This is a genomic window from Bartonella vinsonii subsp. berkhoffii ATCC 51672, from assembly GCF_902825225.1.
GTDB classification, from domain to species: Bacteria; Pseudomonadota; Alphaproteobacteria; order Rhizobiales; family Rhizobiaceae; genus Bartonella; species Bartonella berkhoffii.
In genome coordinates this window covers 1-20,451 of record NZ_CADEAK010000015.1, presented here as the reverse complement: position 1 = coordinate 20,451, position 20,451 = coordinate 1, and the positions used below count along the sequence as shown (strand labels likewise).

Below are 20,451 nucleotides of genomic sequence, written 5' to 3'. Positions count from 1 at the left end.
CTATTATGGATGAGGTATTGGCAAAGGTTGTTACGATCTTTAGTTAATCAATTACGTGTAAGATCCAGCCTTTCAGAACGGACATAAATTGACAAGACATATGATCAGTTGCGCTGCAGGTTTTTCTCCTGAAACAATAAATTCTGTGCTTTAGTCACTTTGCGGTACAGTTTTAGATGCTTAATAATAGAGTAAGGAAGAAAAATAGAAAATATTATTGCAAGTATTGCCATAGTCATTTTTCCCTTCTTATTTCTATGGTTTGGTTAGCAATTTCTTCGTCTAGTTGCTCAATAGCTTTTTTCAGTTTTCTCTTTATCACGATGTACAGTACCAAAGAGATTGGTAAGGAAGTATATATGAGCATCACGCTTACCAGTCCTATTGCGGTTATGGCATCCATCTGGTTTTTATCTGCATTGCCTAATACTAAGGGAAGCTCCTAATCTAATAGTCGATAAAATTTTGAATGAAAGTTAGAGAGGGGTGCCTCCGCCACGCCCGGTCGTTTATTTACGCAGCATCTTTGATAGACTGATCGTTATCACAAATATCACGACGAATTTTTGCATGGCTATTAACCACGGCATTGCCATAAATTTTTACATGATGATCGATATTTGATTTACCATAAACTTTTGCATTGTCATAAACTTTTGAGAAGCAACCAACGCGTGCCGAGCCATAAATTTTTGCATTTCCATAAACATAGCCACTATCATAAACCTTAGCATTTTCATAAATTTTAGCACCATCAGTAATAATAGCTTTATTACAAACCACGGTATTACCAAAAACCCATGCCTTGCCAGTGACTAAAGCATTTCCATAAACTTTTGCATTTCTAAAGATTTTGGATTGTCCATAAATTTTAGCATTTATCATAAAGCTTGGCATCCAAAAAAACCGCAACATCATCATAAATCCAACAATTTCCATCATGAGAGAAGTTATCTTTATTTTCAATAAAGCCCCCGAGTTGACCGGCTTTTACATCATCAAAATCTCTTAAAGCTCTAATGCGGTGTAAAGTAATCCCATCAACAGTGAAGTTTTCAGTGGTTAATTCATATTTTTTGCAGAGATAACGGAGGTGTTTTTTACTGTAGATTTCATTTTTAAATCCTTACGGGTTAATAACGTTTTTAATTAACACTCTAAACGAGCGCCGGGCGTTGGAAACACGGCCGTAAGTCCGTTGTATGCTTCCCCCCTCGTGAGGGTATTGTATGGCATAACCATACCCGACAGAATCTTCATATATTAACTAAAGCATAAAAGACAGTTAGTTTTTTTTATAACAGGAATTAGGTTTATCGAACCCATTCACTTATAGTTAAGTGTTTTCATTACTTGATTATTTATATAACAAAATACTTACTTTATTGTCAATTATATTTTATTCTTTTTTGTGTTTTTTATAATTATTTTTTATACCATTGTGTATAAATATGCATCATATTCTTATAAATATTTTCTGTTTTATTGCCTATATTCGACTCTATATTAATTACACAATTGCGTTATTTTTCTCTTTTAAACATCATAATAACTAAAAACGCATTTCATAATGCTTATTTTTAATTTTATAACGCATCATTATTTTTATGAGATAATTTGTGAATATTTTTGTGAATTTTTTATAAGAAGTTGGTAATTTAAACAGTTTTAATAGAGATCGCATCCTTATAACCAACGCTTTTGATTCACTCTCTATAGCCACCGCATCATTCTCATAAAACAAAATGATAAATATGATCATGCGGTTTTAATTTGTTATAACATTTTGAATTCTTATATCCTTATCAAAATAGCTTTTAATGGGCTTTTGTCTCTTTTGTTTGTTTTATCAGTTAATCTACCCCCCCCTTCCATTTAAAAAATTGATATAAAATAAAAACATTATATTTCAATATGTTGGTATTTTCAAAATTTTGAAACATCAAGTATAAAAGCAAAGTGAGTAAGATAGACAATTGACAATTAATGACACGCGTTTTGTCTGTTTTTGTCAATTTTCATCAGTAAATTTTAACAGACAATTGTTATGATTTTAGTGAGTATTTAAAACATATCTTATGAGAAAGCGTATGATCTTTTAAAGACTTCAAAAGACAGCTCGTAATTATGAGAAATGTTATCAAGACTTTTATAGCTTATTAGTTTTGAGGGTTTTGAAGGTGTCATAACGTAAAGAATAGAAACATTCATTCTTCTCTTTAAAGAGAGCTTTTGAAAGATATGAAAGACATCATTTTAGATTGCGATATAATCTTTTAAAAGCAATGTAAAAAATCTTATCCTCTCTTTTTAGAAGATCGCATGGTAAATCATTCCTTTTAAGATTGTACATAAGCAACCTAATAAGAGAGTATAGATTATGGTTATAAGATCTATACCTCTATGAGATTGGCATGATTCATAAATCTACACAGTTTCTCTTAATTCTAGATTTGGTAGGTTCTTAACAATCTTCATTGTTTCTAAACTTACCGTAATAACCCTTTGGAACAATTCCAATGGATAAGCAGGGTTGCCAATGCTCTCAATAGCATAGCGATTGGCATCATTAACAATGGCACTCTTTTTATCAGTTTTTATACATTGTCGACCCATAACCCATTCAAGAGCGGGTCTACCGTTAATGATATACTCATAAGCTTCAAGAGGGATGTTTGTCATTGTGATATTACGGTTGTAAAAAACCGTGGTTTTATCCTTTTCCCTTACCATTCCCAGCAAATTTCATTTCTATAACGTAATAAAACTTTTCGGGGTTAGGAATATCTGTAAGTTTTGGATTGCCTTTTTTAAAGGTCACAGGATAAGGGGCTACCGTTTCATAATTTACGTGCAAATTGCCTAATTCACGCCCTGCTGTAACAAACATCCAAAAATCTTCAGCACTCTTTACGCAAGGGATGCGAGGGAGCTCTTTAGAGAGGTTATCAGCATAACGAGCACGATAATCTTCTGAATGTAAAAGACCTTAAACATAATAAAAGATATCATCTTTCGTTATGGTTTCATGAGGATAAGCAGCTTTAAAATGTGCTAATCCTTCATTAGTAATTCTATAGCGACCTTTCTTTTTTACTTTTGGAGGTAATAAGCCATGGTCATGTTGTTTTGTTTATCAGATCATAGTAAAAGTGGATAGCTTGTTGTTGTTTCTAATATGTGACAGTTCCAATAAATTTGGTATATTCTGTGAATTAAAGTCTTTCTTTGTTCTCAAAATAGTTTTATGTACTGTGGCTTAGATAAAGAGTGCATAGTGTGTAAGATTACACTTTAACGGGTGATTATCATCTTCATAGGTGGGGGGGCGGTATATGTCTTATGCAAGCAATAAGACGGGGACATATGAGGCGGTCAATACAGTTTCTGCTCTTTACGACCATCCTCAAAAAAATGATTTCAACAAAACAGTAAAAGATTATTACGTGGTTTGTTCTTTTCCTTTTGGAGAGGATAAGACGTTTTGTTTGGCACGTCACATTGAGTGTAAAAATTAAATGCGTTGCTCTTTATTTTCTTTTGTGCTTACCATGGCTTTTTTGTGCCTTTTCTCGTTGCCGACTTTAGCAAAAACTATACGTGAGAAAGCAATTAATCAATCAGAGAGCATTCAGCGTCAACAAACGCAAGAACAACGTTTTCAGCAATTACATCGTAGAAACAAAACGCAAGGGATATCTTTGCCGGATGATGATACTACAACTCTCCATGATGCTTCGAGATCAAAAATCTGTTTGATAATCAAAAGCATTGCGTTGATTGGTGCACGATTGATTTCTTATAGAGATCTTCATGGCAGCATTTCCCGTTGGGAAGGGCGTTGTTTAGGGATTGATGATATCAACAAAGTACTCAAAGCGGTGACCATGCTTTACGTCAAGCGCGGTTATATCGCGGTGCGGGCTTATTTGCCTGAGCAAGATTTAAGGGGTGGTCATCTCAAAATTATTGTTGTTGAAGGTCGTGTAGAGGATATCATCCTGGATGGTCATAAAGTTGAGAGGAAAGATCGCAGCGAAATCACCACAGCTTTTCCAAATCTGATTGGTCATCCGGCCAATTTACGCGCGATAGAACAAGGGCTTGATCAAATTAATCGTCTTTTTTCTCGTCAAGCCACTCTTAATCTTGAAGCTGGAAAAGTTTCTGGCGGTTCCATTCTTGATCTTCATATAGTCAAACAGAAACCTTGGAGCTTTACAGTTTCCAGTGATAATCTTGGTGCTCAGGCAACTGGTCTCTACCAAACACGCTTGAGCTTTTCTTTTGATGATTTGTTTGCTTCCAATGATCAGTGGTCGTTTAGCTATCAGCGCTCCATGGATGGTGGCGTGTATCATTTCACAGACGAGCGTCCCAATAGTGATACGGTCACGGGCTCCTTTTCTATTCCCTATGGTTATTGGACAGCGGGTTTTGATGGGACGTGGAGCCAATATCATTCGAGTGTTAAAGGAATATTTTCTGACATTTTAACATCGGGCAAGTCGTTATCACTTACCCCTTGGATTTCGCGAGTTATTGCCCGTGATCAAGAGGGCAAGACATGGCTTACGGGACGATTGACCTGGAAGTATGCCGATAATTTTATTCTGGGCAGTAGGATTGATGTATCGAGCCGTAAATTGGCTTTTGCGACCTTTGAATTTGATCATATGCACCAATGGCTTGGAGGAGAATTGAATGTTTATCTAGGGTTTCATAGAGGTTTAGCGATCTTAGATACCTATGATGATAAAGAGCAAGAAAATGTCTCGTCCAATGCGCCCAAAGGGCAATTTAGAAAATGGTCTTTTTCTTTGGGCTATGTGCGCCCTTTTTCATTCCACTCATATCATTTTCGCTACAATACGCTGCTTTCAGGGCAGTGGTCTCCCGATACATTGTTTGGTTCAGAACAAATATCGTTAGGGGGCAATTCATCCGTGCGTGGGGTGCGTGAGGCAGTCTATTACGGCAATAATGGAGTGTTTTGGCGCAATGAATTGTCCCTGTTATTGCCAGGCTTTACCTCGGAGAGAGATCGTAAATTGATGAGCCAATTTTCCCCTTATCTGGCATTTGATCTGGGGGCTGTGACCGATGATGCAAGCAAAAACAGTTTTGGTGGTCGCTTGGTTGGAGCAACGCTTGGTTTTCATGCAGCTGGAGAAATGATGGATGTTGATTTGTCTTATTCCAATCTTTTGAAGGCGTCGACACCGCTAGAGAAGGGGAATAGGGGTAGAGTATTGCAAGTACGGGCTTTGTTAAGGTTTTAGAGGAAGGGGCGGTAAAAAGATCTCCTTGTTGTTTACATCCTTTGGGGGGCTTTTTTCTACAAAAAGATTGATAGGATTTGATGAGGTGTGAAAGATGTGGGGATTGAAGGATCAACAGTACAAATTGGGATATGGAGCCAAGCTTGGGCCGCGTGCTCTTGGTATTTTGCAGAAAGGGGCTCACAAGGGGCTTTCTCTGGTTTTAAGCTTTTGCTTGGTCTTTCAGCCATTTTTATTGCAAGCACAAGCGCTTGGCGCGCAAGGCCCTGTTGAGCAAGAGAACCAAGTGATTAAAGCGGCTAATGAAGTTGGCTCTGTTTTCCGCCCAACGGTGGGCGTAGCAGGCAATGGTGTGCCGCTGATTGATATTGCGCGTCCCAATGGACAAGGTCTTTCTCATAATAAATATGATACTTTTAATGTTGATGCCCATGGTGTGATTTTAAACAATTCCACCAAAGAGGTTTCACGTTCACAGCTTGGGGGATTGGTGCCTGGTAACGGCAATTTACGCGGTGTTGGGGCAGCAAAGGTTATTCTCAATGAAGTGGTGAGCGCCAATCGCTCGCATCTTGGAGGGATGACAGAGGTTCATGGGCAATCGGCTGATGTGATTATCGCCAATCCCAATGGACTTACCTGTAACGGTTGCGGTTTTATCAATACACCACGGGTGACCTTATCGACTGGGCTGCCGATCATTGGGGCCGATGGTTCTTTGAGTGGTTTGCGCATTGAAGGCGGTAACATCACCATAGGTGCGCATGGTGCTGATGGAAGTTCATTGGATGTTTTTGATCTTGTTTCGCGCAAGATCAGTGTCGGGGGTCCCATTCAAGTCAAGGGAGATTTGGCCGTTATAGCGGGGCATAATCATTTTGCTTATGGGAAGCGAGAAGCAACATCACTTGGCTCTGATGGCAAAGAGACGGAGTTAGCAATTGATTCCAGCGCGTTTGGTGGCATGTATGCGGGGAAAATCCGGGTTCTTTCCAATGATAAAGGTGCGGGTGTTAAGATGCTTGGCAATATGGCGGCCAATGCCGGCGCCATGAAGTTGACCAGTGATGGCAAGCTGGTTTTTGCCAAAGCACGTGCCAAAGGATCTATTAAGGCGCATTCTCATCATGACAGCGTGCATGTGAACGATCTGATTTTTTCAGAACAGACGGTTGAGCTGAAAGCTTTGAAGCATGTTGAACTGGTAGAGCATTCTCGCGTTGCGGCAGGTGGTGCTGTTGATGTGCAGGCTTCTACAATTGCTCTTAGATCTGATACTCTGTTGGCGAGTGGTATTGGCAATGATGGCACACAATCAGCAACGGGTTCTTTGCATCTCAAGGCAACAAAGCTTGAGGCTGGGGATGGACGGATAGCTGCTGGTGGTCTTTTAGAAATTCAAGCAGCAATTATTGATCTTTCGCGCATAAAAGATAATGAGCAAACAGGGGTTTCTTCCCTTGGTGATATAACCATTGAAAGCAATCAAATCAATGCTTTCAACAACCATATTGGAGCAAGCGAGAATATCGTCTTGAGAGCTGATGAGGCTCTCAATGTAGGGGATGGCCATTATAGTGCTGGCGGTTTTCTTTTGATGGAAGCCGCACAATTGTCTTCCTGCGCCAATTTAGGAGCAGAACAAAAAATTGACCTTTATGCGCATAGTGGTGATCTTCTTCAAGAGGGGACTGTCTCGTCTAATGGGGAGGTCACGCTGAATGCCCATGATGCTCTCAATCACACCGGTGCGATTGTCAGTTTCCAGAAGGTTGCCTTGACAGCGGGCGGCATGCTGACAACCGAACAAGAGAGCACAATTTTAAGTCATGATGTTGCTGTGCACGCTGATGCTCTAATCCAAGCGGGGGCTGTAGAAGCACAAGAGGGCACATTAACTCTTCAAACGCGTGATGAGGTTATCAATAGCGGTACAATACGTGGTGCTAGCGTTGATGTCCATGCTGGTGCTTTGACCAATCAAGGTTTGTTGATTGCTAACAATGCTTTGCAGCTGACAATCCGCGCCAAGGAGAGGGCTGGGGCGCAACAAGCCTTTGTTAAAAATGCCTCTGGAGCGGTTTTGCAAAGTGGGGGCGCTTTTGTTTTATCAGCAGGATACTTAAACAATGCCGGTAGCATGGGCTCCAGTGGTGAGAGTGTTGTTCTCAATGTGGAGGGCGATGTCAACAATAGTGGGCTGATTTATGGCAAAAAGACCACAACGCTTTCCATGGATGGTGCTTTAACCAACAAGCATGGCAAGATAATTGCTGAAGAGGCTCTCACCCTTGGTGGTCTGAAGAGGGACCGTGCTGGGTATGTGGTTAATGAAGGGGGTGTTTTAAATAGCCTTACCGGCAACATGAAACTTGTCGCAACCTCTTTAACCAACAAAGGTGCCAAACCAGCCAATCCATCTCTACAAGATGCGGCGTTACAGGAGCAACAGAATACCACGCTTAATGAGGGGGAAGTAGCCTATATCTTAGCGCGTGGTGGTTTGCTGATAGATGTTAGTGCTTTTGAGAATCGTGACAGTCTGATCTCTACGCAAGCTGCTCTCAGTGTTGTTTCCGACAGGATAGTGCAATCTGGCATTATGGAAAGTGAGAGTGGTGATCTTCAACTGACCAGCCACGGTGAGTTGATCAATAGCGGAATGATTGCAAGCAATGGTGCAATCATTCTTGAAGCAGGAAAGGATCTGCTACAGAGCGGACGGATTGTTTCGCAAAAGGGAGTAGAGCTCTCCAGTAATGGCACGTTAACAATGAAAGAGCCAAGCGAGGTTGCTGCCTATGCTGTCGCCCTTAAAGCGAAGACATTGAACCAAGCAGGGCATGTGGAGGCACAAGGTGGCACGCTTATCCTCAAGAGCCATGGTGTTTTAAGCAATACCGGTACCATGGTGGGCGGTGTTGTTGAGGTACAACTTGGTTCTTTGACAAATTCCGGACAGCTTTTAGCCAAGGATACTTTAACGCTTGTGGCAGAAAATCATGATCCATTATGGGAGCAGGGTGGTCTTCTTTTAAATGGGGAAGGTGGGGTTCTCAAAAGTGGTGGTGCTTTTGTTATAACCACTGCTGCCTTGAGCAATGCTGGTAGCATGGGTTCGAGTGGTGATGCTGTTGCCCTTAATGTGACGGGGGATATCAGCAATAGTGGGCTGATTTATGCCAACAAGTCAGCAACCCTCTCCTTGGATGGAAGATTCCTCAATAAATTTGGTGATGTCATTGCTGAAGACAGTCTCATTGTCCGAGGTTTTAGTGGAGAGCGTGCTGGCTCTGTGATTAACAATTCTGGGCTTTTAGAAGCTGTCTCCGGTGATATGATTTTTAATGTCTCTTCACTCACCAATATGCGTGAAGGAGGGGTTAAAGTGACTGATAAGGTGGTTGGTCACAGTTATGTACGAGGACATTGGGAAGGAACGAATGTTAAACACCACCAGATCAAGGAAAATGTGGAGACCACCATTATCCATCAGCAGCCTCATTTTACCAATAACGCAGCACAGATTTTGGTAGGGCGTCATTTAACGGTTCATGCTGGTGAGATTAGCAATAGCTATAGTTTGATCGCCGCCAATGGCAATATTGCGATGCAGGGCGATAGCCTGTTTAATGAGGGGTATGATTTAATCGAAACAACCAAGATTGTTACTGAGACGAGCCGCAGGCGCAAACATTGTACTATTGCCAATGGGGGGTGCTCTTGGGGCGGTATCACAGATTTGGGGAGTATTACCAATACAGCCATAACCACGCGTACTTATGATGTTGTTTACGGCACGATCGAAGCAGGTGGTACTCTTGATGTCAAGGTCACAGAGACTCTTGACAATCATGCGGTGCGTGGGGGAGCAAGCCAAGTTGGTTTAAGCTCTGGTGATAAAAGTTTGGCTGGTATTAAAAATACCGATTTTGATAGTTCAAAACCACTGATCAGCAAGGATCGGTTGGAGGGCATTATCAAGGGTTTGACGGGGCATAAAGCACTTTTTGTCCCGAGCCTACAAACACCAGCAGCAGAGTTCATACAGGTGCCTACACAAGAGGGGCTTCGTTCTGTTAAGACAGAGTTGACTGGCACGCAAACCCCGCAAGTATCATTTGTGGTCGAAACACGTCCAGATTTTATTAATCTAAGCAAATTTTTAGGGTCTGACTACTACTTAAAAAAGATTGGCAATTATAAGCCTGAACAAGTGTTTAAAAGATTGGGGGATGCTTATTTTGAATATCGTCTGGTAGGAGAGCAAGTCTTTGAGCTGACGGGCAATCGCACTCTTCTCGATGTTGAAGACCCCAATGCACAAATGCAAAGGCTCTACGACAATGCTGTGGAGCAGCAAGGTCCTTTGGGATTAGAGCTAGGCAAGCCCTTAACGCCCCAGCAGGTTGCTGGGATCAAAAAGGATATGATCTGGCTTGAGACAATTGAGAAGAATGGACAAGAGGTTTTGGTACCGCGGGTTTATTTAGCGCCAACCTCGTCTCTTGCACAGGGTGTTGATGGAACACAAAGATCCCAACAAGAAAACCTTGCCAGTGCCCGTCTGAAGGGAAATGGGGTCAGCTTAAATGCGGACAGCCTTACCAATAGTGGTGCGGTACTCAGTCACAACGCATTGCATGTCACGACCAAGCAAAGTTTGTTCAATGATGGTGGATTTTTAGATGCTTCCGGATTTGTAGAGCTCACCAGTGGTGGTCTTTTAGCCAATTATTCTGGTGTTGTTCATGGTGATATCATCACCCTTACTGCTCAGAGCATAGCCAATGGAACGGCTAAAATCCGTGAGATTAATGAATATAGTTTTGTTGATCGGGCGGGGCAAAAGGGACAAATCCTCTCTGAGCATGAATTAAACATTCACTCCCTTGGAGATCTTGGCGCAGAGGGTGGGGAATTCACCAGTGGCGGTCCGATAACAATGATTGTCAATGCTTCTGCTAACTTTAGTGCCTTGGCGTTAGAGAGTGAACACAAGCAGACATCGGAAAAAGGGCATTATGATGCGCAAAGTAGCGCACATCAGTTAAGTGAAATCAACAGTGGGGATGATCTTACCATTGTTACAAACGGCGACCTCACCATGGATGGGGTTAAGGCTAAAGCAAAGGGCGATGCGCGTTTTGACAGTGGCGGTGCTCTGAGCATGACTTCGCTGCAGGATTTTGACAGTTTTGACTTAGATCTTAGGGGCAAAGAAGGCGATAAATCGAAGCAAAAGAATAAGTTTCGTCAACAATCCACACAAGTGACCACAAATAAAACCACGGCAGAGGCTGGTGGCAATCTCTCCATGCATGCGCAAAATGGGGATTTCACACTTGGTGCGGTAGGGCTCTTAAGTGGTGGTCAGACGCATTTGGGGGCAGATAAAGGGAAGATCAAGTTTCTTACCAATAAAGATCAAGATTTTAAGGATACTTATCAGCGTAACGAAAACCTTGTGTGGTGGAATGAGAGCGACAAAGGTTACCTTAAGGAGACCATAAAGCATGTCACCATAGATGCTAAGGGTGGCATGAAGATTGATGCTGGCAATGGCATTGTTGTTGAATATGAGGCAACGGGAGATTTAGACAAATCCCTTGAACAATTGTCTCGCTCGCCAGGGATGGCATGGATTAAGCAACTGCGCGATGATCCGGTTTTAGCCAAACAAGTGGATTGGCACTCTGTTAAATCTGAATTTAAACACTGGGATTATAAAGCCCAAGGTTTGACAGAAGCCGGAGCGGCTTTGGTGGCATTGGCTGTTACAGCCGTGACAGCTGGTGCTGCTTCCACAGCTGCTGGTGCCATTACCAGTGCTTTGGGTGTTGGTTCTAGCACCGCCATGAATGCGGCGATGCAAGCTGGTGTGCAAGCCCTGATCAATAAAAGCGCTGTAGCACTTGTCAATAATCGTGGTGATATTGCCGCCGCATTGCATGAGCTTGGTTCTTCCAAGACACTCCTCAGCATTGTCTCTTCGATGGTGACAGCGGGTTTGACCAGTCAATTGACAAATATGGCAGGGGTTGGTCAGTCTTTGCCAAAAACCGCACCTTTTGTCGATCGTATTGCCCATGAAGCAGAAAAGAACCTGATCAAAGCTTCTATTGGCGCGGGTGTGCAAACGGTTCTTGAAGGTGGCTCTCTTGAGAAGAACTTTTTTACCAATCTACGCACGGCTCTGTCTGATACGATTGGCAAGACTTTGGCGGAAGAAATTGGCACGGCCAAGGCTGAAGGAAAGATTGACACGGTCACCCAGATTGTTGCCCATGCTGGTCTTGGTTGCTTAAAAGGCGCTATTGCAAACGGTGCTTGCTCTTCTGGTGCCGTGGGCGGTGCTGTGGGAGAAGCTACCGCAATGCTTCAGTTTAAACTATGGGTGAAGGGCATTGTAAAAGAGGAAATGGGGGACCTGAAGGGTCGTACACCAACCCCTGAAGAACAAGCCCGCATCACGGCAAGGATTGATGCTGAGTTTGCTTCCTTTAGAGACAACACCATTAATGTTGCACGGGCTGCGGGTGGTTTTGCTGTGGGTCTTGCTGGTGGTGATGTGAATAGTGGTGCTGATGCGGCAGGCAATGCTGCGGAAAACAACTACCTCAGCAGTGCTCAACAAGCACAGAAAAAGAAAGAGTTAGAGGAGTGTCCAGATAAGTGGTGCCGAAAAGACGTTGAAGAAAAATGGCTCGAGATTGATGACCAACAAGATGTGTTTTTTTCGGTAGGTGTGGTTGCTGGTGCACCCGCTGAATTATATGAGACGGCTCAAGGTTTTTGGCAAATGGTACGCCATCCCATAGAGACTTTGGAAGCGCTTAAAGAGTTAGTGACGAGCGGAAATGTTACAGAAACAATAAAGCAGTCTTATCTAGAGCGTATTCATTATCTAGAGGAAGAGTATCAAAGAGCAGGAATTAGCGGATCGTTTCATGCTGGAGTTGAACTTGGAAAATTATTGACTGAAGCAGCATCTCTAGTGGCGGGAGGTGCTGGGTTAGCCAAGGGTGGTGTAAAGCTTATTGCCAAGCTTACCGAAAAGGCTCTTAACAAACTCGCTGTTAAGGCTGAAAAAACCGTTGCAAAAGCAGGTAGCGAAGCTTCTCAAGCACTCGGAAAGATGAGTGATGAAGTTGTTGCAACTCAATATTTTGGACAAGAAAGAAAATTCTGGTCAGCGGATCCCATTGAGGTTGAGTTTGAAATGACTTCCAAGGGAGAGAAAATTACTCAGAAAAACAAAGTTTATCAGAGAGATGATCTGTTCGATCCTAACAGAATTTCTGATTGGAAAGTAAAAGGGGAAACGGTGTGGGGTACAAATATTGAAAGGATGAAAACAGGAAGAGCCCCTATTGGTTTTGATGATGAACTTGTTAATTTGCATCACATGTTGCAAACGCATGATGGTCCCCTAGCAGAGGTTAGTAAAGAATTCCATAAGGATAATAACTCTGTTATTCACATTAATCCCAACACCATGGGATCAGCTATTGATAGACCGCAGTTTAATAAGTGGAGAGAAGAATATTGGAAAAACCGTGCTAAGGTTATAGAAGAAAAGATGAAGCTAGAAAAACAATAAGTTATGGAGAATAATCGGTGAAGATTTATACTTTAGATGATGTTGTACAATTAGTTGACAAATATAGTAATGATATCAATTTTGGTACTGCAGCTCATGGACCTAGTGATCTGGTGATTAAAAAGGCTGAGAAGGCTCTTGGTTTACAATTTACCTATTCTTACAAGAGTTTTTTAAAAAATTATGGAGGAGGAGACATTGGTGGTGAGGAAATCTATAGTCTTTATGAGAATCCTATGGGTATTCCTACTGGTGATATTGTTTACCAAAACTTAAATTACAGAAAAAAAAAATATGCGATACCACAGCAGCTTGTTGTCAGTAGAACTGATTTTGGTGAAACATTTTATTTTGATTATTCTCAGTTTCGGGATGGTGAGTGCCCACTCTATTTTGAGATAACTGGCGATCCTCAGTATTACGCTAGTAATTTTTATGAATTTTTATGTAAAAAAATTAAGGATAATCTTGGTTATGATTCATGAAAACTTATACGTTAGATGATGTTGCACAATTAGTTGATAGATATAGTGATATCATAGATTTCGGTACAGCAGAAGATGCGCCTGATGATATATTGATCGAAAAAGCTGAAAAAACCCTTTGTTTGCAATTTACATCTTCTTATAAAAGTTTTTTAAAAAATTATGGAGGAGGAGAAATTGGTTATGAAGAGATCTTTAGCATTTATGGGGATTATGTAGGTATCCCTGCTGGTGATATTGTTTACTACAACTTACAAGATAGAAAACATGGTTTTGCAACACCAGAACAGCTTGTTGTCAGTAGAACAGATTTTGGTGAGACATTTTACTTTGATTATACTCAGTTTCGGGATGGTGAATGTCCGCTCTATCTTAAATTTCCACCTAGAGATCCACGATATTATGCAAGCAATTTTTATGAATTTTTATGCAAAAGAATTATAGTACACGCGGGAGCTGAGATACCTGATGGTGACCAACCGATTGCAAAGGTGGAGCAAACACCCCATCCACAGCCTCTCCCTTTTTACAAGAGCCTTTGGAAAAAAATATGGCGGTGGGGAAATTCCTGAAAACCTATACTTTAACTGATGTCGTGCAATTGGTTGCAAAGAGAAACCTTATGTAGACCAAAGAGACAACAGAGATAAAAAACGTGGCAGAGACCTCCATCGTGATGAAATAGGGAGACGCATGCCTTTTATCCTCTCCTTGATCGCATTGTTTCAAACAAGTTTCTTGGCACTCTGTTAAATCTGAATTTAAACACTGGGATTATAAAGCCCAAGGTTTGACAGAAGCCGGAGCGGCTTTGGTGGCATTGGCTGTTACAGCCGTGACAGCTGGTGCTGCTTCCACGGCTGCTGGTGCTATTACAGGTGCTGTGGGGGTTGGCTCGAGCGCTGCCATGAATGCAGCAATACAAGCCGGTGTGCAAGCCTTGATCAATAAAAGTGCCGTGGCATTGATTAATAATCGTGGTGATATTGCAGGCGCATTGCATGAGCTTGGCTCTTCCAAGACACTCCTCAGCATTGTCTCTTCCATGGTGACAGCGGGTTTGACCAGTCAATTGACAAATATGGCAGGGGTTGGTCAATCTTTGCCCAAAACGGCTCCTTTTGTCGAGCGGATTGCCCATGAAGCAGAAAAGAACCTGATCAAAGCTTCTATTGGCGCGGGTGTGCAAACGGTTCTTGAAGGTGGCTCTCTTGAGAAGAATTTTTTTACCAATCTACGCACTGCTCTGTCTGATACGATTGGCAAGACCTTGGCGGAAGAAATTGGCACGGCCAAGGCTGAAGGAAAGATTGACACGATCACCCAGATTGTTGCCCATGCTGGTCTTGGTTGCTTAAAAGGCGCTATTGCAAACGGTGCTTGCTCTTCTGGTGCCGTGGGCGGTGCTGTGGGGGAAGCCACTGCAATGCTTCAGTTTAAACTATGGGTGAAGGGCATTGTAAAAGAGGAAATGGGGGACCTGAAGGGTCGCACACCAACTCCTGAAGAACAAGCTGGTATCACGGCAAGGATTGATGCTGAGTTTGCTTCCTTTAGAGAAAACACTATTAATGTTGCACGGGCTGCGGGTGGTTTTGCTGTGGGTCTTGCTGGTGGTGATGTCAATACCGGTGCCGATGCCGCAGGAAATGCTGCGGAAAACAACTACCTCAGCAGTGCTCAACAAGCACAGAAAAAGAAAGAGTTAGAGGAGTGTCCAGATAAGTGGTGCCGAAGAGACGTTGAAGAAAAATGGCTCGAGATTGATGACCAACAAGATGTGTTTTTTTCGGTAGGTGTGGTTGCTGGTGCACCCGCTGAATTATATGAGACGGCTCAAGGTTTTTGGCAAATGGTACGCCATCCCATAAAGACTTTGGAAGCACTTAAATCTCTAGTAACGAGTGGAAATGTTACAGAAACAATAAAGCAGTCTTATCTAGAGCGTATTCATTATCTAGAGGAAGAGTATCAAAGAGCGGGAATTAGCGGATCGTTTCATGCTGGAGTTGAACTTGGAAAATTATTGACTGAAGCAGCATCTCTAGTGGCGGGAGGTGCTGGGTTAGCCAAGGGTGGTATAAAGCTTATTGGCAAGCTTACCGAAAAAACTCTTGCTAAACTCGCTGTTAAGGCTGAAAAAACCGTTGCAAAAGCAGGTAGCGAAGTTTCTCAAACACTCGGAAAGATGAGCGATGAAGCTATTGCAACTCAATATTTGAGGCAGGAAAGAAAATTCTGGTCAGTAGATCCCATTGAGGTTGAGTTTGAAATGACTTACAAGGGAGAAAAAATTACTCAGAAAAACAAAGTTTATCAGAGAGATGATCTGTTCGATCCTAACAGAATTTCTGAGTGGAAAGTCAACAAGGAAAAAGTGACAGGTACAAATATTGAAAGGATGAAAGCAGGACGAGCACCTATAGGCTTTGATGGTAAGTCTGTAGAGTTGCATCACATGCTGCAAACGCCAGATGGCCCTATAGCAGAAGTCAGCAGAGCATTCCATAAAAAGCATACTTCCATTATTCATATTAATCCCAATACGATGGAATCGGCTATTGATAGAGATATGTTTGGTCAGTGGAGAGAGGAGTATTGGAAAGAACGGGCGAAGGGGTATATAGAGCATGAAAAAAATAATTTAACGGAGAAGAATCCATGAAAACTTATAATTTATCGGATGTTGCACAGTTAGTTGATAAGTATAGCGATCGTATCAATTTTGGTACTGCTGATGATGGAGTTGATGATGTACTGATTGAAAAAGCAGAGAAAACTCTCGGTTTGCAGTTTACAACTTCCTACAAGAGTTTTTTAAAAAATTACGGAGGAGGAGAAATTGGTTATGAAGAAATAATGAGCGTTTATCTTATAGATTTTGAGATTGCACGTAGTGATGATATTGTTTACAATCACTTGACAGATATAAAAAATGGTTTAGCAAAATCACAACGGCTCGTCGTTTGTACAAATGATTTGGATGAGTCATTTTACTTTGATTATTCTCAATTTCAGGATGGCGAATGCCCCCTCTATATTGAAATTGCATCTGGAGATTCAGAGTATTACGCAAGTAACTTCTATGAATTCCTCTGTAAAAGAATTATAGCTAATTTGGAATAACGCTTTTTGTCGAGCGGTTTCCTTTTGAAATAGACTGTTAAAGCCGCCATCCTTTTTTGTTTTCAAAAATGCAAGAATTGTTAATCACTTTTAGGGGGATCATCTATGAAAACCTACACCTTAGCTAATGTTGCACAATTAGTTAATAAGTATCCGGATGTTATCGACTTTGGCACTGCAGAGGATGCACCTGATGATATATTGATTGGAAAAGCAGAGAAAACTCTAGGTTTGCAGTTTACGTCTTCCTATAAAAGTTTTTTAAAAAACTATGGAAGAGGGGAAATTTGTGGTGAGGAAATATGTAGCGTTTATGATACAAACTTTGAGATTGTTCGTAGTGATGATATTGTTTATAAAAACTTAAATTATAGAAAAAATGGTTTTGTAACGCCACAGCAACTTATTGTTAGTAGAACCGATTTTGGAGAGACATTTTTCTTCGATTATTCTCAATTCCAGAATGGAGAATGTGCACTCTATTTTGATTTTCCACCCAAGGATCCACAATATTATGCAAGCAATTTTTATGAATTTTTATGCAAAAGAATTAAGGAGCATGCAGGGGAGGGTTCATGAAAACCTATACCTTAGATGATGTCAGAGAATTAGTTGATAAATATAATGGTGATATTATCAATTTTGGTACTGAAGATGATGCAGTTGATGATCTCGTGATTGAAAGGGCGGAGAAAGCTCTCGGTTTACAATTCACATCGTCTTACAAGAGTTTTTTAGAACATTGTAAAGGAGGAGATATTGGTGGTGATGAAATCTATAGCCTTTATGAGCATCCTATGGGTGTTTCTGTTAATGACATTGTTTTTCAGAATTTAAATGATAGAAAAGATGGTTTTGCAACACCAGAACAGCTTGTCGTGAGTAGAACTGATTTTGGTGAAACCTTTTACTTTGATTATACGCAGTTTCGGGATGGAGAATGCCCACTCTATGTCATGTTTGCGGATGAGGAGTGCGAATATTACGCCAGTAATTTTTATGAATTCCTTTGCAAAAGAATTAAAGAAAGCGTGGGAGCTGAGATACCTGATGGTGACCAACCGATTGCGAAGGTGGAGCAAAAACCTCATCCACAACCTCTCCCTTTTTACAAGAGCCTTTGGAAAAAAATATGGGGGAGGGACAATTCTTGAAAACCTAGACCTCAGATGATGTTGTACAATTGGTTGCAAAGAGAAACCTTATGTAGACCAAAGAGACAACAGAGATAAAAAACGTGGCAGAGACCTCCATCGTGATGAAATAGGGAGACGCATGCCTTTGGTGCTATTACAGGTGCTGTGGGGGTTGGCTCGAGTGCTGCCATGAATGCAGCAATACAAGCCGGTGTGCAAGCCTTGATCAATAAAAGTGCCGTGGCATTGATTAATAATCGTGGTGATATCTCAGCGGCATTGCATAAGCTTGGCTCTTCCAAGACACTTCTCAGCATTGTCTCTTCGATGGTGACAGCGGGTTTGACCAGCCAATTGACAAATATGGCAGGGGTTGGTCAGTCTTTGCCTAAAACCGCACCTTTTGTCGATCGTATTGCCCATGAAGCAGAAAAGAACCTGATTAAAGCCTCCATTGGCGCGGGTGTGCAAACGGTTCTTGAAGGTGGCTCTCTTGAGAAGAACTTTTTTTACCAATCTACGCACGGCTCTGTCTGATACGGTTGGCAAGACCTTGGCGGAAGAAATTGGCACGGCCAAGGCTGAAGGAAAGATTGACACGGTCACCCAGATTGTTGCCCATGCTGGTCTTGGTTGCTTAAAAGGCGCTATTGCAAACGGTGCTTGCTCTTCTGGTACCGTGGGCGGTGCTGTGGGAGAAGCTACCGCAATGCTTCAGTTTAAACTATGGGTGAAGGGCATTGTAAAAGAGGAAATGGGGGACCTGAAGGGTCGTACACCAACCCCTGAAGAACAAGCCCGTATCACGGCAAGGATTGATGCTGAGTTTGCTTCCTTTAGAGAAAACACTATTAATGTTGCACGGGCTGCGGGTGGTTTTGCTGTGGGTCTTACTGGTGGTGATGTGAATAGCGGTGCTGATGCGGCAGGCAATGCTGCGGAAAACAACTACCTCAGCAGTGCTCAACAAGCACAGAAAAAGAAAGAGTTAGAGGAGTGTCCAGATAAGTGGTGCCGAAAAGACGTTGAAGAAAAATGGCTCGAGATTGATGATCAACAATATAACGCTTTTGCGTTAGGTGCGGCGGCTGGCTTTATTGTTGTTACAGGAGAAGGCATATACGATACGGTTGAAGGTGCTGTAAAAATAAGGGTGGCTACAGTTAGCCATCCAATTGAAAGTGGTAAAACGGTTATTAAAGGCTTAGGAACAGCAGCATCTTGGGTCACAAGTGGACATGTGATTGATGATACCTGGGAAGGATTTGATCAATTCCTTGTAGGTATCAAGGATTCCTTTGTCGGGCAGACAAATCACATAATAGAAAAAATGGATAAAGAGGGAGGAGATGGAGCATTTGGTGCTGGTTTTGAATTTGCCGAGATGACAAGTGAACCAGTAGTAGTAGCAGGGAGTTTATTGACCGGAGTAGGTGGGGTAGCCAAACTTGGTACAAAGCTTGCAGAGAAAGGTATTACTAAATTAGCTACTAAAGTTGAAAAAGAAGTTGTAAAAACTGGTAGCAAAGTTTCTCAATCCCTTGGAACAATCAACAATGAAGTCAACGCTATCCATACTGAAAAAGAAATTGTTCAAATATCGGGAAAGCTGAGTAATGAAGCTATTGCAACTCAATATTTTGGGCAGGAAAGAAAATTCTGGTCAGCGGATCCCATTGAGGTTGAGTTTGAAATAACCAACAAGGGAGAGAAACTTACTCAAAAAAACAAAGTTTATCAAAGAGATGATCTGTTCGATCCTAATAGAATTTCTGAGTGGAAAGTCAAAATGCTTTAGCAATTTTATATTTAATGAAAGAAGGGGGTATACATGTCCAGTAAATTACCGTGGACGAGGCTGTTTGCAGATAGGTGGATTCTTGATCTTGCTTGTTTATCTCCCATTGAATGTAATGTTTATATAAAGTTGCGTTTGCAAATGCTTTATACTGGAGAGCCACTTTTAAATAACACAAAGGTCTGGGCTAATTACACTGGCTGTTCAGTAAAAATGTTTATGAAAGCGTTAGAGGTTTTAATAAGCACAGGTCATATCGAACGTTTAGACGATGGGTGTTTATGGAGTTTAAAAGTTGAAGAAGAACTCAATAACTCTAATGAAAGCTTAGATAAGGTATCGAAGACATCTCGGTCAAAGAAGTTATCAGAGAGAGCGCAGAAGGCAGCAATAGCAAGATGGGATAAACATCATAAAGAAAAAACAAGCAGTATTGATGATCAAAATGCTAAAAATTTTAAGCATGATGCTAAACATGATGCTTGTAGCAAGACGCAAGCAATGCTTGACGATGCCAATCACAACCACAATCACATATATAATATATAATAAAAAAATAACACTATCGTTTTAGCAAAAAAAAGAAAACGATTTTGAAGATTTAGAAACTCATTGATCCCTCTAAGCGGCAATCTGGTGGTTTCTATGGGCGGCAAAAAGAAGAGCAATTGCGTGAAGAGCTATTAAGAAGAACGGGGGCTTATCATGTCTGATATTTATGACTGGTCACTCACAGCTGATCAAAATGCCAATTCAGATAGTATGATTAATTGGGCAGAAGGGTAGCCACCTAGTTCTGTCAATGATAGTGCGCGGATTATGATGCAGCGTATACGGGAATATCTTGCCGATAATGGTGGTTCTCTTGACTCAAAGTTTATTGTGAATGGAAAGGAACAAACAACATCAATCACGTTGACGACGGTTTCGCCGATAGCAAAATACAAAAATGATATCATTATCCGCTTTAAGGCGCGTGGTATGAATATTGGCACGACAACAATAAACATAAATAATATAG

Annotated in this window: 7 protein-coding genes and 7 pseudogenes; 12 read left to right on the top strand and 2 right to left on the bottom strand. The window is 41.6% G+C overall.

The window, feature by feature from the left end; genetic code table 11:
- Positions 1-513: 513 nt before the first annotated feature.
- Positions 514-1,111: pseudogene (locus J7R10_RS06820) on the bottom strand (LbetaH domain-containing protein).
- A 1,316-nt stretch (positions 1,112-2,427) separates the two neighbouring features.
- Positions 2,428-3,082 (bottom strand): annotated as a pseudogene (locus tag J7R10_RS06815) (type ISP restriction/modification enzyme); the annotation flags it as partial.
- 253 nt (positions 3,083-3,335) lie between these two features.
- Here J7R10_RS06815 and J7R10_RS06810 point away from each other — a divergent pair.
- The 12 genes and pseudogenes from J7R10_RS06810 to J7R10_RS06755 all read left to right on the top strand — a co-directional run.
- Positions 3,336-3,518, top strand: a complete 183-nt coding sequence (locus J7R10_RS06810) for a hypothetical protein (RefSeq protein WP_026501471.1) — start codon at positions 3,336-3,338, stop codon at positions 3,516-3,518.
- On the top strand, positions 3,519-5,282 hold the full coding sequence (locus J7R10_RS06805; RefSeq protein ID WP_010704906.1) for a ShlB/FhaC/HecB family hemolysin secretion/activation protein: 1,764 nt from the start codon (positions 3,519-3,521) through the stop codon (positions 5,280-5,282). It abuts the gene before it with no gap.
- Between the two features lie 94 nt (positions 5,283-5,376).
- Positions 5,377-12,885, top strand: a complete 7,509-nt coding sequence (locus J7R10_RS06800; protein WP_010704907.1) for a two-partner secretion domain-containing protein — start codon at positions 5,377-5,379, stop codon at positions 12,883-12,885.
- 17 nt (positions 12,886-12,902) lie between these two features.
- Positions 12,903-13,358 (top strand): annotated as a pseudogene (locus J7R10_RS06795) (SMI1/KNR4 family protein); the annotation flags it as partial.
- Between the two features lie 8 nt (positions 13,359-13,366).
- Positions 13,367-13,942: an SMI1/KNR4 family protein gene (locus tag J7R10_RS06790; RefSeq protein WP_010704909.1), complete on the top strand. Its 576-nt coding sequence runs from the start codon at positions 13,367-13,369 to the stop codon at positions 13,940-13,942.
- Between the two features lie 155 nt (positions 13,943-14,097).
- A pseudogene (locus J7R10_RS06785) lies at positions 14,098-16,035 on the top strand (DUF637 domain-containing protein); the annotation flags it as partial.
- A complete protein-coding gene (locus J7R10_RS06780; RefSeq protein WP_010704910.1) occupies positions 16,032-16,496 on the top strand; it encodes an SMI1/KNR4 family protein in 465 nt (154 codons plus the stop codon). The pseudogene J7R10_RS06785 and the gene J7R10_RS06780, both read left to right, overlap by 4 nt.
- 105 nt (positions 16,497-16,601) lie before the next feature.
- Positions 16,602-17,075 (top strand): SMI1/KNR4 family protein, encoded by a 474-nt coding sequence (locus J7R10_RS06775; RefSeq protein ID WP_010704911.1) that lies wholly within the window; start codon positions 16,602-16,604, stop codon positions 17,073-17,075.
- Positions 17,072-17,650 carry an SMI1/KNR4 family protein gene (locus J7R10_RS06770; RefSeq protein ID WP_010704912.1) on the top strand — a complete coding sequence of 193 codons (579 nt, stop codon included), beginning with the start codon at positions 17,072-17,074 and terminating at the stop codon, positions 17,648-17,650. The genes J7R10_RS06775 and J7R10_RS06770 overlap by 4 nt, the downstream gene beginning before the upstream one ends.
- Positions 17,651-17,773: 123 nt before the next feature.
- Positions 17,774-19,430, top strand: a pseudogene (locus tag J7R10_RS06765) (DUF637 domain-containing protein); the annotation flags it as partial.
- Positions 19,431-19,463: 33 nt separating this feature from the next.
- Positions 19,464-19,973: pseudogene (locus J7R10_RS06760) on the top strand (hypothetical protein); the annotation flags it as partial.
- A gap of 162 nt (positions 19,974-20,135) precedes the next feature.
- A pseudogene (locus J7R10_RS06755) lies at positions 20,136-20,451 on the top strand (phage tail protein); the annotation flags it as partial.